Annotated in this window: 15 protein-coding genes; all 15 read right to left on the reverse strand. The window is 47.9% G+C overall.

Annotated elements, in window-relative coordinates:
• Positions 1-177: 177 nt before the first annotated feature.
• A complete protein-coding gene (locus FEE96_RS22795; RefSeq protein ID WP_138165441.1) occupies positions 178-2313 on the reverse strand; it encodes a hypothetical protein in 2136 nt (711 codons plus the stop codon).
• A 188-nt stretch (positions 2314-2501) separates the two neighbouring features.
• Positions 2502-2681 carry a hypothetical protein gene (locus FEE96_RS22800; RefSeq protein ID WP_138165442.1) on the reverse strand — a complete coding sequence of 60 codons (180 nt, stop codon included), beginning with the start codon at positions 2679-2681 and terminating at the stop codon, positions 2502-2504.
• A gap of 98 nt (positions 2682-2779) precedes the next feature.
• Positions 2780-4924, reverse strand: coding sequence for a hypothetical protein (locus tag FEE96_RS22805; protein WP_138165443.1), 2145 nt, complete (start codon positions 4922-4924; stop codon positions 2780-2782).
• A 188-nt stretch (positions 4925-5112) separates the two neighbouring features.
• Positions 5113-5292 (reverse strand): hypothetical protein, encoded by a 180-nt coding sequence (locus FEE96_RS22810; RefSeq protein ID WP_138165444.1) that lies wholly within the window; start codon positions 5290-5292, stop codon positions 5113-5115.
• Positions 5293-5390: 98 nt separating this feature from the next.
• Positions 5391-7490 (reverse strand): hypothetical protein, encoded by a 2100-nt coding sequence (locus FEE96_RS22815; protein WP_138165445.1) that lies wholly within the window; start codon positions 7488-7490, stop codon positions 5391-5393.
• Between the two features lie 188 nt (positions 7491-7678).
• Complete coding sequence (locus tag FEE96_RS22820) at positions 7679-8743, reverse strand: EscU/YscU/HrcU family type III secretion system export apparatus switch protein (RefSeq protein WP_138165446.1); 1065 nt, start codon at positions 8741-8743, stop codon at positions 7679-7681.
• The gene (locus FEE96_RS22825) at positions 8736-9560 is read right to left on the reverse strand and encodes an EscT/YscT/HrcT family type III secretion system export apparatus protein (protein WP_138165447.1); all 825 of its coding nucleotides are present in this window, start codon (positions 9558-9560) and stop codon (positions 8736-8738) included. The genes FEE96_RS22820 and FEE96_RS22825 overlap by 8 nt, the downstream gene beginning before the upstream one ends.
• On the reverse strand, positions 9557-9826 hold the full coding sequence (locus FEE96_RS22830; RefSeq protein ID WP_138165448.1) for an EscS/YscS/HrcS family type III secretion system export apparatus protein: 270 nt from the start codon (positions 9824-9826) through the stop codon (positions 9557-9559). Before FEE96_RS22830 ends, FEE96_RS22825 begins: the two co-directional genes overlap by 4 nt.
• A gap of 4 nt (positions 9827-9830) precedes the next feature.
• Complete coding sequence (locus tag FEE96_RS22835) at positions 9831-10466, reverse strand: EscR/YscR/HrcR family type III secretion system export apparatus protein (RefSeq protein ID WP_138165449.1); 636 nt, start codon at positions 10464-10466, stop codon at positions 9831-9833.
• 19 nt (positions 10467-10485) lie between these two features.
• Positions 10486-11526, reverse strand: a complete 1041-nt coding sequence (locus tag FEE96_RS22840; RefSeq protein ID WP_138165450.1) for a FliM/FliN family flagellar motor switch protein — start codon at positions 11524-11526, stop codon at positions 10486-10488.
• Positions 11523-11996 carry a hypothetical protein gene (locus FEE96_RS22845; RefSeq protein WP_138165451.1) on the reverse strand — a complete coding sequence of 158 codons (474 nt, stop codon included), beginning with the start codon at positions 11994-11996 and terminating at the stop codon, positions 11523-11525. The genes FEE96_RS22840 and FEE96_RS22845 overlap by 4 nt, the downstream gene beginning before the upstream one ends.
• Positions 11993-13312 carry a FliI/YscN family ATPase gene (locus FEE96_RS22850; RefSeq protein WP_138165452.1) on the reverse strand — a complete coding sequence of 440 codons (1320 nt, stop codon included), beginning with the start codon at positions 13310-13312 and terminating at the stop codon, positions 11993-11995. The genes FEE96_RS22845 and FEE96_RS22850 overlap by 4 nt, the downstream gene beginning before the upstream one ends.
• On the reverse strand, positions 13309-13959 hold the full coding sequence (locus tag FEE96_RS22855; RefSeq protein ID WP_138165453.1) for an HrpE/YscL family type III secretion apparatus protein: 651 nt from the start codon (positions 13957-13959) through the stop codon (positions 13309-13311). The genes FEE96_RS22850 and FEE96_RS22855 overlap by 4 nt, the downstream gene beginning before the upstream one ends.
• Positions 13956-14534: a hypothetical protein gene (locus FEE96_RS22860; RefSeq protein ID WP_138165454.1), complete on the reverse strand. Its 579-nt coding sequence runs from the start codon at positions 14532-14534 to the stop codon at positions 13956-13958. Before FEE96_RS22860 ends, FEE96_RS22855 begins: the two co-directional genes overlap by 4 nt.
• Positions 14531-15361, reverse strand: coding sequence for a hypothetical protein (locus FEE96_RS22865; RefSeq protein WP_138165455.1), 831 nt, complete (start codon positions 15359-15361; stop codon positions 14531-14533). The genes FEE96_RS22860 and FEE96_RS22865 overlap by 4 nt, the downstream gene beginning before the upstream one ends.
• Positions 15362-15512: the final 151 nt, after the last annotated feature.

Genomic DNA, 15512 nt, shown 5'->3' on the forward strand with positions numbered 1-15512 from the left:
CGCTACCTATCAGCAGCGACGTTAACCGGCGAACTATTGAGTAGTACGTGGGATGCCGGGTAGGGGGTAAACCCAGATTAAAACAAACGGCCTATTGACCCGTGTAAGGCAGCAAGAACACAGAGGGGATCTAGTGTACGTGTTGACTTAACGTTGGATGGCCGTTTGTTCTAATTTTCAAGGAATCAAGTCAGGGGGTTGCGCCTGTACCCAAGCATCCTCTATTAGCTTTTCAAGTTTTTCACGGCTAAGAACTCCATGAGAAAAGTTGTTTCTGACATCATCACGTAGGTCTTGAATACCGTCTCTTCCTTGTCTTGTTCCTGTCCTTAGGTGAGTTCCATCTTTAACCTTGGTCAAATGTTGGCCTGGTTTCTGTTTGATGACAACTTGGTACAGGGCGGTTGCTACCAAGTAACGCTGGTCCTCGTTCAGGTCTTCGTATTTGACGCTGGATGGGTCATTCAACATCTTTTGTTTTAGATTGGCATCAAGAGGGGCGATGAATTCCGAAGGATCGTCATCATTATCTCCTAACCACGCTGGATAGACTATACTGTCACGGCGACCAGTCTCGACCTTTACATCAACGTCCCACCCCGACGCTTTCAGCGCCTCAAAATGTTCTTGATTAGAATAGTAATGCGCACCTAAGAAATAATTCTTGGAGTAATCGTGAACAATATTCTGGTATTCTTTGTTTTCGAATTTATTGATTTTGGGTTTTTGTGTTAGGTGCCATAGTGCATTGGCTGAGTTTCCTTCACGAACCGAGTACTCCAGCGATTTTTGGACGCCTCTGTTCGTTTTGCCAAAGTCAGTACTAGCATCGGACATGCCATTTTTGTTGAAGAAGTCGGTTGCTTTCTTGGCTCCAATCATAGCTTCGCCAACGGAGACCAGGAAATCATCACCCAATTCTCTTCGCATGGCGTCCTCCAGGGTTTTCACACCACTGTGGTTTTTTGCGTATACGTAGTTTGCAGAGGACCCGCTGAGAGAAGAAACTGATCCTAACAAATTCACGCTGTCACGTGCTACCGCCATTGCATATTTTCCTCTGCTGCCTGCCGCAGCGACGCCACCCAGAGCTGTAAGGCCAAGGCCGGCGCCGCCCGCAAAAGAAAATGCGGCACCTGCAAGAAGACTAGCGAACAGTGCAAATGTGCTCCCTGTTTCTGGACGTTGGGGTGAATCTTCTGAAACATTGATTGAGTTTTGCTGTGCATGTTCCATGAGATGCAAGCCAGCTTTCTCAGACGTTTTTTTGGCTGATGCCATCGCGCGGACCAGTTGGTCTTTTTCATTCTCTGTTAAGGGGACGCCATCTCTTTCGACAAGATCAGTATAGGTTCCTATGCTCTTCATCAGTTCAACATAGTTGTCAGTGAAACGATCCATGGAGACTTCAAGGTTCTGGTCGGATACCGTTGAGCTATCGCTAAAGCCGATAGCATCAAACATATTTTCTGCTTTGCGTGAAACGGCAGCCAACTCGTCCTCTCGGTCATCAATTTTACCATCTGCAATCGCTTGAAGGATTACTTTCGAGGGCAAAATTCGACCTTGGTGCACTTCAATGTGACCTTGTTCCAAAAGACCGCTGATAACACCATCTGAATGAAGGGTTTTCCCTCTGGGGACATGGTTATCAATCGCCTTACCCAGTTTGCCATGTGAAATATCCAGCGCCCCAATGTTCTCGCGAAAATTCCAATCAAAGTGTACGATTTTGGAATCGAAATCACCAAAACCATTCTGGCGCATACGATCATTAAACTGCCCAGAAGCCGTTCTGTGCCCGCCTGGCCCGCCGCCTTTGCCCATCGCAACAGACGTTTGGACTAAAAGCTCGACCTCATCATTTGTGAAATTGTTAAGGTCAAAAGTGATTGGCCCTTTGCTTGGGTCGGAAATGGCGCCCCGGTCCACCAGACTCTTAAGTTTGTCCCCTGTAACGCCACGATCCGAACCGAAAAGTGTGGTCATATAGAGGCCATTTTGTATCCATTCCTTTTGCCCCACAATTTTCTGGATGTCGTGGCTCGGCTTTGTAAACTTAGCCCCGGCCTCCAATAGTCGGTCGTAACCATCCATCACACCAGTGTAGGGAAAGTTGTAAATATCCTTTGTTAGATAGATTTTACTATCTTCGAAAGGTCCTGTTTTAGGTCTTCTTATCTCTAAATGGCGTTTTGCTTTGTCGATTTCGTCCATCAGTCTTGTCGCGGCTTCGCCCTGAGATTGACTGGTGGATCTCTTTGTCGCCACTTCGGTCGGCGAGGTCTCTCCGTTTCGGACTACTTGGTTCATCTGTCATTCCCATTCATACACATTGAACTGGTGGCACGGCCTTATCCTTGATCGCCATAATGTGATGTTTCGTGAAAACCTTGAATTGGCGTCGCTACCAAGACGAGTGTCGGTGACCCCTCGGTTGTTTGCGGACTGTCCCGCAGCAGATCTCCGTAGTACTCAGACGATGCAGGTATCGGGAGAGGTTACAACGGACCGCCAAGACCCTTGGATTTAAGCTGGATGGCATAGTAGCGGGCAAATTCCGGAAAATGCTGGACATCAAACACGTCAGATGTCGATTTGCGCAGACCATTGGCAACCAGATCATAGCTCTCAAAAATAGGTGTGCCCGAAGCCTCTAATGCAAATAACAGGGTTTCCATTTTATCTCTTAAAACAAACGGCCTATTGACCTGTGCACGTTAGCGAGAGCTCAGGGGTTCTTCGTCCAGATGTGATTGGGCCGCTTGCCTCGTTTTGGTTACGAAGGGGGATCTGCTTGTACAGGGGTACCTGACGGCATTAAAAGATCTGCCAGATTAAAATACAGAGCGTCTTTCACAAGTTGTTTTGCGTCGAATAGTTCCTGTGCGTATCCACTCTCAACATCACTATTAAACGACTTATAGTTGGTTTTGTTTGAGCCTATCTCGCCGGTGCGAATTTGATGACCGCGAGTGCCGTCAAAGAATTTTTCATTTGCAAGCCCAGAACCATCTTTACGCCAGATTGAGAGCTGCACATGCTCACTATCATAAATTTCGTAGTGACGTGGCGTACCCTTATTCTGAAGGATGTGCTTTTCAGCGTCCTCAAATCTATCAAATGGTTTAGCCGGCATCCAAGAAGGAGAAGTTTCCCAATCGGATTGCTTCCAAGTATCGGAAGCGCGGAGGGGAATAATCTTGTAGTCCCAACCTGCATCCTTCAACAACATTAAGGTGTCAGTATTTTCATGAATATCCTGTCGTCTAATCTGCTTTTTTGAGCCATCGAGATTCGACCTGCCAATTCCGTTCTGACTGAGACCCCACAAGGTGTTTGAGGCGACACCTTCCTGAAATGTTCGCATTCCAATTTCTTGCGTCCCCTTATTCCAGGATTCAATAGTGTCGACATGATCCCTAAACCCGTTTCGTCCCAAAAAGTCATGTGCCTTACGAAATCCTAAAACCGCCAAACCTGTTTTTTCGAATGTTCCTTTTTCGTACTTAGCGCGCAGTTTGTCTTCAAGACCTTCAACGGTTCCGCCGCCGCCAAGCAGGTTGGACAGCCCAGTAGATGATGACGAAAGGGAGAAAATCGAGCCAGCCATTCCAGAGGTCGACGCAAAGTCAATTCCTTTCTTCAGAGTTCCTGCACCAGAAGCTACAAATCCGGCTGAGGCCATCACGCCAAGCATTGCCCCCAATAGCGACGGAGTCTCAATGGTTGGTGCATCCTCTCCAACGTTAAGGGCATTCTGCTGTCCCAGTTTTACCAACTGTTCTAGGCCCATGCGAATACCATTGTTTGCATCCACCATGGTGTCATTCATCAGGTTCTTTTCAGCATTTGAAATAGGAACGCTTGAATTTTGAAAACTATCAATGTACTTGCCAAGAGACGCACCAAAAGTAGAGAAATCCATAAAGAACTGTTCTGCTGAATCCGCAAGATTATTGTCGGAAGTTTGCGAATCCCCGGATAGGCCCAAGCCGTCGTGTATGTTTCCGGCATCGGAATGTACTAATTGCAAAAGGTCATACCTGTCCTTGGAAACTTCTTTTTCAATGGCTTTGGATGGCAAAACACGGCCCTTAAAGATCTCAATGTGACCTTCATCAAGGAGCGTGCTAATAACGCCTTGGGAATAAAGAGTTTTCCCTCGTGGAATATATGTATCGAGGATCTCAGCCAATATCCCATGATTCAATTGGTCCACCCCAAGCTCCTCACTCAACTTAGAGTGAAATCTTTCGCCGATTGGAATGACACCCTCATTGGTTTCTTGGCGCCACCTATTCAAATTAGAATTGAAACTCTCAGAAGAGGTTGAGCCCGATTTCATTGACGAGGAGTTTCGTAGCAGCAGTTCAACTTCTTTGTTTGAGAATTTGTTCAAATCATAGGTGAGCGAACCTTTTGTAGGGTCGGATATTACTCCACGATCCACCAACTTTTTCAAAGCTGCACCATTCGCCTGACCATCTGATCCAAGCAAGGAACTGAGGTAGAGCCCATGGTATATCACCGGAAGCCCCTTGATCGTGGAGGAAATAAAATCCGGCACATCCCCAGTATCCCCAGTAGGCTGTACCCAATTCAGTTTAGCATTGGCGTCCATTACATCATAGAATGTCGCAGCGTAGAGATCGTCGATGGAATAGTCTTTAGGTCCGGCTATCTCTGCAAGCCAATCGGCGACTGGGGGCACTTCAGGCCAATTTGGTACTGGCATTGCATCAGTACCAGAGAAAGATACTACCTTCGTCGCACTGGGTTTCCCCTTGTTGCCGATGCTTTGTTTAGCTTGATCAATGTCGGCCATGAGTTTGGCCGCCGCTTCATCTTGAGATTGACTGGTGGTTCCCTTTGCCATCACTTCGGGCTGCGAGGTCTCTCCGTTTCGGACTACTTGGTTCATCTGTCATTCCCATTCTTACACATTGAACTGGTGGCACGGCCTTATCCTTGATCGCCATAATGTGATGTTTTGTGAAAACCTTGAATTGGCATCACTACCAAGACGAGTATCGGTGACACCTCGGTTAATTGCGGAAGGCCCCGCATCAGATCTCCGTAGTACTCAGACGATGCAGGTATCGGGAGAGGTTACAACGGACCGCCAAGACCCTTGGACTTAAGCTGGATGGCGTAGTGGCGGGCAAATTCCTGGAAATGCTGGACATCAAACACGTCAGAGTTCGACTTGCGCAGACCATTGGCAACCAGATCATAGCTCTCAAAAATGGGTGTGCCCGAGGCCCTTAATGCAAGTAGCAGGGTGTCCATTTTATCTCTTAAAACAAACGGCCCATTGACCTGTGCACGTTAGCGAGAGCTCAGGGGTTCTTCGTCCAGATGTGATTGGGCCGCTTGCCTCGTTTTGGTTACGAAGGGGGATCTGCGGGTTTTGGGGTAAGTGCAGGGTTGAATAAGTCCGCCGTGTCAAAGCGCATAGCATCATTCACAAGCTCATCATTGTCCAGCAGCTCTTGCGCATATCCGCTTTTAACATCCTTATTAAAGGATTTATAGTTGGTATGGTGAGAGTCTGGATCGCCGGTTCGAAGTTGCCGCCCACGTGAGCCATCAAAGTACTTTTCGTTTGCCAAGCCAACGCCTTTGTCCCTCCACATGTACATCTGAACGTATTCATTTCGCCAATACGCGTTTTCATACTTGCTCAACTCTTCGCCATTTCTAATTTTTTCGTTTATCTGGGCGTAACGCTTCTTATCTTCCTTGAACCAGTTGTGACTGGTCCCTCTAAATTCAACATTCCATCCCATAGATTCCAACAGGCGAAAATTGTCATCGTGCTCCATAAATTGATCACGGGTAATTCCAGCAGACGGGCGTTTGAGGTTCCCCTTATAGAACCCATTTTGGGTGAAATCCCACAAGACTTGCGATGCAATACCTTCCTGGAAAGTTCGCATCCCAATTTCCTTGGTCCCTTTGCCCCAGGACTTAATTTTTACAAATTCCTTGGCCATGTCATTTTCCGCAAAAAACCTGGCTGCCCGTCGAAACCCATGGACCGCCTGACCAGCGGTTTCAAAAGTCTCTTCCCCAAAATCAGCGCGCAGTTTGTCTTCAAGACCTTTAATGGTTCCGCCCCCGCCAAACCAGTTGGACAGCCCCGAAGATGATGACGCAAGGGAGGAAAGCGAGCCAGCCATTCCTGTGGACGACGCGAAATCAATCCCTTTCAGCAACGTTGCTCCACCAGAAGTTACAAATCCGGCCGAGGCGAATACGCCAAAAATCGCACCAAAAAGCGAAGGTTCTGGTGGAATTTCAGGAACATCATTTGCTACGTTCAGTGCATTTTGCTGACCCAATTCCACCAACTGTCGCAGGCCCGTTCGAATTTCGCCGTCTGCAAGTTTCATGATTTCCTTAAGTCTCAGTTTTTCGCCAGTTCCGACTGGAACCTCTGAGTGTTCAGCAAGGCGAACATACTCGTTTAGTTTCGCCCCGAAAGTGGAATAGTCTGTGAAAAATTGCTTGGAGGAGTTTACCAAAGTGTTGTCAGACGTTGTTGAGCTTCCGGTCACTCCTGAGTTGTCGTGAATATTTCCGGCAGCGCTGTATAAGTCGTTAAGAACGTCCATTCGAGCGTTAAGAGTGCCCGTTTTACGGGCGCGTTTTTCTTGGTTCACAGGCAATCTTAACGTCGAACCAATACTGAACCCATCCTTGTCGACAACAATAAGGCCGTCGTTGAGCGCCTTGGTTATTTGACCTGGATCATAGATGTTTGTCCCTTCGGGTAAGGTCATTTTTAAAACCACTCCCCCATCGCCCTCAGTTACTTGGTCAAGGCCAAGGGCTTTTTTGGCCTGCATGCTGATGTGGCCGCGCAGGAATGGGTCGATTTTGTTAAGATGTTCGGCGTTGCTTGTTCCGTCGTCTAACTTCTGTGTTTCAACAACGAGGCGTTCCAATTGAGCATGTCCAGCCTTTGACACGTCAATGTGAAGTGAGCCGTTTTCAAATTTAATCACGCCGCTGTCCGTCAGATCTTTCAATTGGTTGGCGCTTACGTTGGGCGTGGGATCTGACAAAAAGGTCAAAATGGCGGCGGTTGTTGATGTCCCTATGTTCTCTGTGATCCCTGATTTCGAAAAATGTATCCCATCTGCATCTAAGCTATTCACCAAATCTTCCCAGTCCGTGTAGCGGTGCCCTGACAACAGCACGCTCTTGAAACGTCCCTGCGGGCTAAAGGCCGCATGTGCTTCACGCAAAAAGGAATTGAAATTAGGTGGCGACTGGGGCGAACCGTCTTCTGACTGCACATCAGTCCCCGAAAAAGAAATGACCTTTGCTTTGGAAGATCCCCCTTCGCCATTTGCGCTTTGCGTCGCCTGATCAATTTCTATTTTCAGTTTTGCCGCTGCTTCTTCCTGAGATTGGCTGGTGGATCCCCTTGCCATCACTTCGGGCTGCGAGGTCTCTCCGTTTCGGACTACTTGGTTCATCTGTCATTTCCATTCATACACATTGAACTGATGGCACAGCCTTATCCTTGATCGCCATAATGTGATGTTTTGTGAAAACCTTGAATTGGCTTCGCTACCAAGACGAGTGCCGGTGACCCCTCGGTTAATTGCGGAAGGCCCCGCATCAGATCTCCGTAGTACTCAGCCGATGCAGGTATCGGGAGAGGTTACAACGGACCGCCAAGACCCTTGGATTTAAGCTGGATGGCGTAGTAGCGGGCAAATTCCGGAAAATGCTGGACATCAAAGACGTCAGATTTCGATTTGCGCAGACCATTGGCAACCAGATCATAGCTCTCAAAAATGGGTGTGCCCGAGGCCTTTAGTGCAAGTAGCAGGGTGTCCATTTTGTCTTGGTCACGTGCTTTTGCCACCAAACGGGGAAGCCCCTGCTGCGGAGGATCAAAGTTGATGGCGACCACGCCGATGTTTGAAACGAAAGCAATTGTCGCGTCGTGGTGTGAGAAGCGGGTACCCGGAGACGACATCACCTCGTGTCTCGCAATGTTCCGGTACTTCCGCATTTCTGGAGAGCCATGTTGATCTTTACGCTCTCGCTTGACCTCTGTTTCCGTCATGCGTTGTTCATGCTGAAAAAGGCCGCGTTGGATAACGAGGTTCCAGCCAGCAGACAGAAGAAACCAAAATATCGCGCCAAGGATCAAGCTTATAAACAGCGGGAATGTGATGGATCTTTGGCAGGCACTGGAGCATTCGCTGCTGATAAACAGGTTTGGCAGGTGTAGCGACATTACAAATGTGGCGAAGCATAACCACGTGGCCAGCATCACAAATGTTTGGCCAGTTTCTATCCAGCCCCGCTTTCCCAAGACACGTTTGAACCCGGACGTCATCGATACCTTTTTCAGGTCCGGCACAACGGGCTTCATCGCGAAAACAATGCCACCGTTGAAGACGAGTGACCCAACAATCGCAATGAATAGTGTGGCCAGGATAAGAGGCAGGAGCACCTTTAGCATTTGCTGCCAGACAAGCACAAAAGCCATTTGGATTGTGTCTTCGATATGATCGCTAATGAGCAGTGCGGGAAGTTCCAACAAGGTTACCGCGCTATGAAACAGTGAAGCTGTTAGCGAAAGCAGTATTATCAAAAGGGCCGCTGCGGAGAGCGCGCCAACCGATGAAGTGGCTTGCGGAACCGAACCCTCTTTGCGTTTCTTTCGGAGCTTTTGCTGACTCGCGGGGTGTTTTTTTTCCTCTGATTCACTCATCAATCAGAAACTTTAACGCATCAATGTCCTGAAAATTATTGAATATCTGGATGCCTGCACTCTTCCAGACAAGCATGACCAGAAAAGGCAGTATTAGAATGGCGCATAGGTTCTTAATCAGAAAGGCCAAATTGTAGAACCCAAATCGCGGTGCCAAGCGCGCACAGATGCCCGAAACCAGTTCGATTGCAAGAAGAACCACAAGGGCAGGAACCGCTATTGTGACCGCATATGAAATGGACTCGCCGAATAATGTGATGACGTACCAAAGCGAGGAGGTTGATAGCTCGGGCATGTTTCGGCCCGTCGGCCAAATCTGATAACTTCTGAGTAGGGTACCAAAAAGCCATGAAAACCCGTTCAATGTTACAAAAGCCAAAAATCCAATGACGAGGTACAGGTTTCCAAATGTGGTTATGCTGCCACCTGCTGGCGATTGTATTCCGCTATCAGTTTCACCACGCATCTGATCTGAAATTGCCCCTGCGTATTGGAGAGACCAAAAGGGCAGTGAAGCGAGGATGCCGATGCAGGCGCCAACGGTCAATTCCGCTAAAACGATACCAAAAAACGGCAACACTGATGGCTGCAGAACGATGGCCTCCAGTGTGGATCCGTGAACCAGAATCATGGGAAGGCCAATAACAATTGCCATAATGGATCGGATTCCAGCCGATCTACCGAGCGCCCATTGGAAACCGATAAAGGTGTAAAGCATCGCCCAGGGGCGTAGCAGAGTTAGAAGCATCAGCGGAATGGCTATCTGATAGCCATGCTGTAGAAGCAGGCCAATCAGTGTTTCAATTTTTTCGCTCATGGTGCCAACGAGTGGAACGAATTGAATATTTCCGCTGTCGCGTTGAGAAGGGGGGCCGTTAGGAATGGGGCGAAAGAGATCAACACAACCGCAATTGCTGCGATTTTAAAGGTTTGCGACAGGGTTTGATCCTGGATCTGTGTTATTGCCTGAATGAAAGAAATTATTATCCCAACAGCAGTTGCAACTGCCAAAGGTATCCCGGCCAGAACCGCAACTGCGGTCATGAAGGTCAGAAGCTGACTTAGCAACACAGACTGATCCATCAACTCAACCTATGTAAGTCATGATGAGCCCCTCAACCAACTTGCTCCAGCCGTCGACAAAAACAAAGACGAGCAATTTGAAAGGAACCGAGATGATATTAGGCTGTACCATCTGCATACCCAGAGCCATGAGGATCCCGGTAACCGTCAGATCGATTGCTACAAATGGCAGATAGATCAAGAAGCCAATTTCAAAAGCGCTGGTTAGTTCCGACACCATAAAAGATGGTATCACGATAACTAAGTCAGTTTCCTGTCCAACGATTCCAGCATCCGCCCAAAGTTCGGTCGCGATCAATGCCAAATACGTTGCTTGTTCGGGATCAATTCGTTCGGTCATAAAGGCGTGAAATGGACTAATGACAGCGGTCCATATTTCCTGGACTGAACTTGCCGACAATACATCAATATCAACCAGTATTGCGTTTGAAACGGCCAGATTCAGGATTGGCCAAGCAACAAATATGGATAGAAATACGGCTAGCGCCATTACGATCATGTTGGAAGGGACTTGTTGCATACCTAATGCTTGTCGCGTGATCATTAGAACAACAGATAGTTTTATAAACGAGGTCATGCTTACAAATGCGAAAAGCGAAAACCCGAAAGCAAAGCCAATTAGCAGGGGTGAAGTGTCCATCCTAAATTACTTTAACGCTTTACAGGCATTTAAGTATCTTGATCGCAAAACGATCGTTCAGCCTTACAAGTTTCCCTTGGGCCAACGGGCGCTCACCTGCCAGCAGAAGAACAGTGTCATCGGGAAGGATATCCAAGTCTAATACACTTCCTTCTCCAAGATTCTCCACTTCGTTTGCCAACACTCGACCTCGGGCGATTTCGACGGAAATTTCCACTTCTAGATCGTCTTGGGATATGCTCATGCTTCCTAACCACCTGTGTATAAGTTTGTTGGCTTTTGAAAAATCGGACTGCAAAGTAAAGCTTTGCCTCTTTTGTTCTGCCGGTGTTACGAACTGCTGATTTAGCGCTACAGTGTTGTCACGGTCCGGGGCCCACCCATGTGGGAGCATTAGCCCATCGCCGGCTTTCATTGCTTTTAGCTGAGTGCATTCAAGGTGAAACCCAGAGGCCCGAGCACTTAGATCTACCCAAAAATCTCCACCTAATTCAGGAGAGTTCTTCGGCGAGAGAAATTCACTTAGCATTTTGATTTTTGTTGTCGTGTCCGTGTCAATTGCAAAAAAAATGGAGCTACCATCGTCTTCTGCCTTTAAGGAAAAATAGAGGGGGTTATCTGGGACTTCTTCTTGATCAGTAAGGTAGCTCATAACCAGACTGTTGCCCTGAAAAGAGCTTTCTAGCGATTGCATATGCAGTTTTATAAGTTTGTCTAAAACAATACCGGCCACTTGTGGTGAGAGGGTTTGAACCACTTGTTGATACCCAGCAAAATCCAGCGCTCGATCAAGTGCCCCATCTGAAAAATAAACTTCGAGCAGATGATCTCCAAGCCAAATCTCGGCAACTTCGGAAAACTCACAAGCTGGGGCTTTTTTTAGGTACCGTAGGGTTAGCGATTTACCATTAAACAGAAGTGGAAACTCACCACCTGCATTGACGCGTGCGTTCTCAAGTTCCGCCTGAGCAGGATCAAGGTGTGGAACAGCAGCCCAAAAATGCCCTGGTTGAGTCGATGGCGCGGTGCGCTGCTCTACGCTATCGAGATGCTCCTTCATGCTTGACCTCGCAAGGTCGGGTAAATGTCGTCTTCGGCCTCCATTTCGACTAGCTCGTCTCGTTGCCTTAGGATCTGAACTGAAAAACGATCAACGGTCTTTTGGGTTTCTAATTTGGATTTATACCGCTTGGCTTGCTCTTGATACTCACCCTCAACGTGCTCTTGCTCCAGTGCCTTGTGTTCAATGTTATGCTGGATGTGCGTTAGCTCTTGTCGCCGTTGAAACACCCCATACGCAATGCTTTGAAATGAAGACAGTCTATGATCTTGATCAGGCATTTGCATAAAACGCTGCCTAGCATACTCGCCAATGCCGCTTTGTTTTCTTTGTAATTCTTGAGTGAAACTGTCCAGGGCTTGGGCTACACGGCGTTTTTTGACTGAAGCGCGATATAGCTTGTTCTTTGCGTGCTGCACACGCATTTCATTGAGAGCCTGTAATTGTAACATCTGTTCTGGACGTTTCATGAAACCAGCTCTCTTAGTTTCACTACTGTCTCTGGAAAGTTGGAATATTCGTCCGATGCTTGCCGAATAAATGAATTGATCTCATCACGGAGTTGGATGGCTTTATCGGCGACTGGGTCATAGCCAAATTCGTAGTCTCCCAACTTGAGCAGGAGTTCGATTTCTTCATATTTGGCCAGCAATTTTCGTAGCTCTTGTGACGCTTCCAGGTGTGGCGCAGTGACAATTCGTTTCATTGTTCGGCTTAGGCTTGCAAGAACATCAATTGAGGGAAAATGCCCTGCATTGGCGAGCTCCCTGCTTAGTAGAATATGACCGTCGGTTAGGCTTTTAACTTCTTCGCCAATCGGGTCAGTTTCCGCGTCACCTTCTGTTAAGACTGAATATAGGGCGGTTATGTCGCCTGAATTAGATCGACCAGCGCGTTCGATCACAGCTGAAAGTGCAGGATATACTGAGGCCGGAAAGCCCCGACGAACGGGCGCTTCTCCATTGGCGAGTCCAATTTCACGCAGTGCGCGCGCTGTTCGGGTAAGGCTATCCACTACTAAAAAAACTGATTTTCCCTGGTCGCGAAAATACTCAGCAATGGAGCTTGCACTATGTGCGCAAATTGCTCTCTCGATGGCGGGTCGATCTGAAGTGGCGGCGACGATTACCAGTCGGTGGGCCTTACCGACTTTGTTCACTTGCTCAAAGAACTCACGAACTTCTCGGCCTCGTTCGCCAACTAGACCAACCACAATCACATCTGCTTCGCAATTGCTGGCCAACATCTCTAAAAGCGATGATTTCCCTGTGCCAGGTGCTCCAAACACTGCCATACGTTGGCCAACGCCTATTGTTGTGGTACCGTCGATGGCGCGGCATCCTGTATGAAATTGTTTCGTAATCACTGGGCGTTCGACGGCGGCGCCCTGCTTTGGGCGAATATGACGTGTTCTTTCTGTTTCTAGCTCCAGTGGCAGCCCATCCATTGGTTCACCAAACGGGTTTACAATTCTGCCAAGCAGGGAAAAGCCTACCGAAATTATTGGCTGTTCGCTTGAGAACCTAACTAATGCTCCAACAGATAAACCTGTTGTTTCGCTATAGGGCGTTAGGGTCGCTCGATTAGGTTCAAGTTTTGTGACTTCAGCCAAAACTGGGGCGCTGTTCTTACGATCTATTTGGTAAATCATCCCTTTGCGCGCGTCGGGAATTGCGGCGACAATAGTAAGGCCTCCAACTTCGATTACTCGCCCCATCACCTTATAAAGCGGTTGCGAACTAACCATCTGAGATATCGTATGGAGGCGTCCTGAGAACTTTGTCATGTTGAACTCAGCGCGTTGGATGGAGCTTGCTCGAATAGCGTAACCAGAGTTTCCAACTGCGCCTCCAGCGCAACGTCGACAACACTTGTCTCGCACCCGATGCGGATTGTATTCGGTTTCATATCAGGACAAGTCTCAATTGAAGTCACTCCGCCGAAACGTTCGGGGAATGTGGACATAACAGTTAGAATTCGTGATTCCTGATCTGGATGAACGGTCAGAGCTTGCTCATATGTGGTACTTGTTACTTTCAAAGCCTCATGAACCATGCGGGAAATCAACTCCGCATCATCCAATTCTCCGATCAAACGTCGCAAGCAAGTTCCAACCAAGTCGATCAACCAGGGGGTCATAGCCTCAAACTCCGACCTGATGTCAGCAGAAACGCTGAGCAATTCAGCAAACGCATCTGCTTTTTGGTTTTCCAGAGCGGCAGTCTTATACCCGGCTGTGGTTTCCTGAAGCTCTCTTAGTTGTTGATGCCTTTCATCGTCGACCTGTTCGAGAATTTGATCAGCCTTCAGGTGTGCCGCATACAAGATTGAGGTGACCCTTTCTTTGAGCTTTGTTTCAATGCTCAAAGCTTCATCAAAATCCTGGGCGTTCAACAACTCTGCACGCGGTTTAGTCTCGCTCCAATTCTTCATGATAAGTCATCCTCCGGTACTGCGCGCAAAAACCGCTCGAACAGCATTTTGCGTTTTTCAATATTCGAAGAAAATTGGGGTGAAATTGGCGAGACCAGCAGTTTCAAGTGTTCAGCAACCGGCGCCGGAAAACCTTTTGCCCAGGCTAAAAAGCAATGAACGCCTTCACGCTCAATGCTTTGAACATCCGGGATTGTTGGAATAACTGAGGGATCGACGTGGTCATGGAATTTCCTGACCAAATCTAGATCTTGTACTGACAAGTTCCCACAGATTGTTCTCGTTTCGCGGGTGAACAGGCAGAGGATTAGTCGAGGAGCCAGCCAGGAGAGACCGATACGTCGTAGGTTTTTTTCGGTAATAGCCGAACTGACGACATCAGTAATCTGCTTTACCTTTTCTTCAGTTTGCAAGTCAGGAAAGGCAAGAAGAGGGTGCTGCTCTGACAGCAACCTTTTGAAGAAGGCTTCATCTTCAAATATTTCTGAACGCAGGCGTTTGTCCGTGATCCCAGGTACCATGGTCACCAGCCATTCAGGATGAACGGCGAAAGAGTTTTCGGCAATGGGCATCATGAATTACGGCCCGTTGGATCGTTGCGTACGCGGACAACTGGTGGGGAACGCCTAGCTCTTCTGGAGATGAATTTTGCACCACATACCCAAACTAACGTTCCTGTGAGAAGGCTAAGCAAGATAAAGAGCGCGACCTGCCGGTCGACAAAATCTTGAATATTCTTGATGCCTAAGATGTCGGCACTAACCACACTTGCGGTTGTTTGTTCGTTCTCTGGTGAGAGAGCGACGGCTTGTCTCGACGCTCCGCCATAGGGGAACATTACGACCACGACGCTTTCATAATGAAGATCTGGCGTGCTGTTTGCTACAATCAGTTTTATCTTACCAATAAGCTCTTCGGACGCGGCAAATTCCTCATATTCGACTGTCACCGAAGCATTTGCTTCCCTTGCTGTCTTCTCAAAACGTTTGGGTTGCGGGATAGCAAGCATAACCCTTGCTGAACGAACTCCAGAAATGCTGCTGATTGTGTTTGACAGCTCTTGGTTCATTGCATGAACAAAACGCGCTTGCTGTTCGAAAGGGGTTCCTAGGATGTTTCCTGCCCCGAAAATATCACCAAGTGAATCGAACTTTTCGCGGGGTAAACCGCGTTCAAGAAGGAGTGTTATTGCCTGCGGAACCAGTGTAGAGTTCACCTGAACGGAATAAGCGCCGTCTTTATCCTGAATCCGGGTGGCTTCCACACCACTCCCGAACAGCACAGCAATCATTTCGCTTGCTTCGCGTTCCTCAAGTTTGGAAAAAATCGTCTCTTTACATCCCATTACGGAAATCAAGAAGAGTATTCCCAAAGCTAATTTTGCTATTTTGTAGATTCGCACAATTTCTCCCCCGGTGTTAAGAATTCATTAAAATGTGCTTCCAGTCACTCGGTGGCGAACACTGAACTATCCCTCATTTACGTAGACGGCTCCGTACCTTTTCGGACTGAAACACCGAGCTAGGCAGGATCATGCTTTGGGCTGAGCGGTA

The sequence above is a fragment of the Parasedimentitalea maritima genome (genome assembly GCF_005771405.1).
Taxonomy (GTDB): Bacteria; Pseudomonadota; Alphaproteobacteria; order Rhodobacterales; family Rhodobacteraceae; genus Parasedimentitalea; species Parasedimentitalea maritima.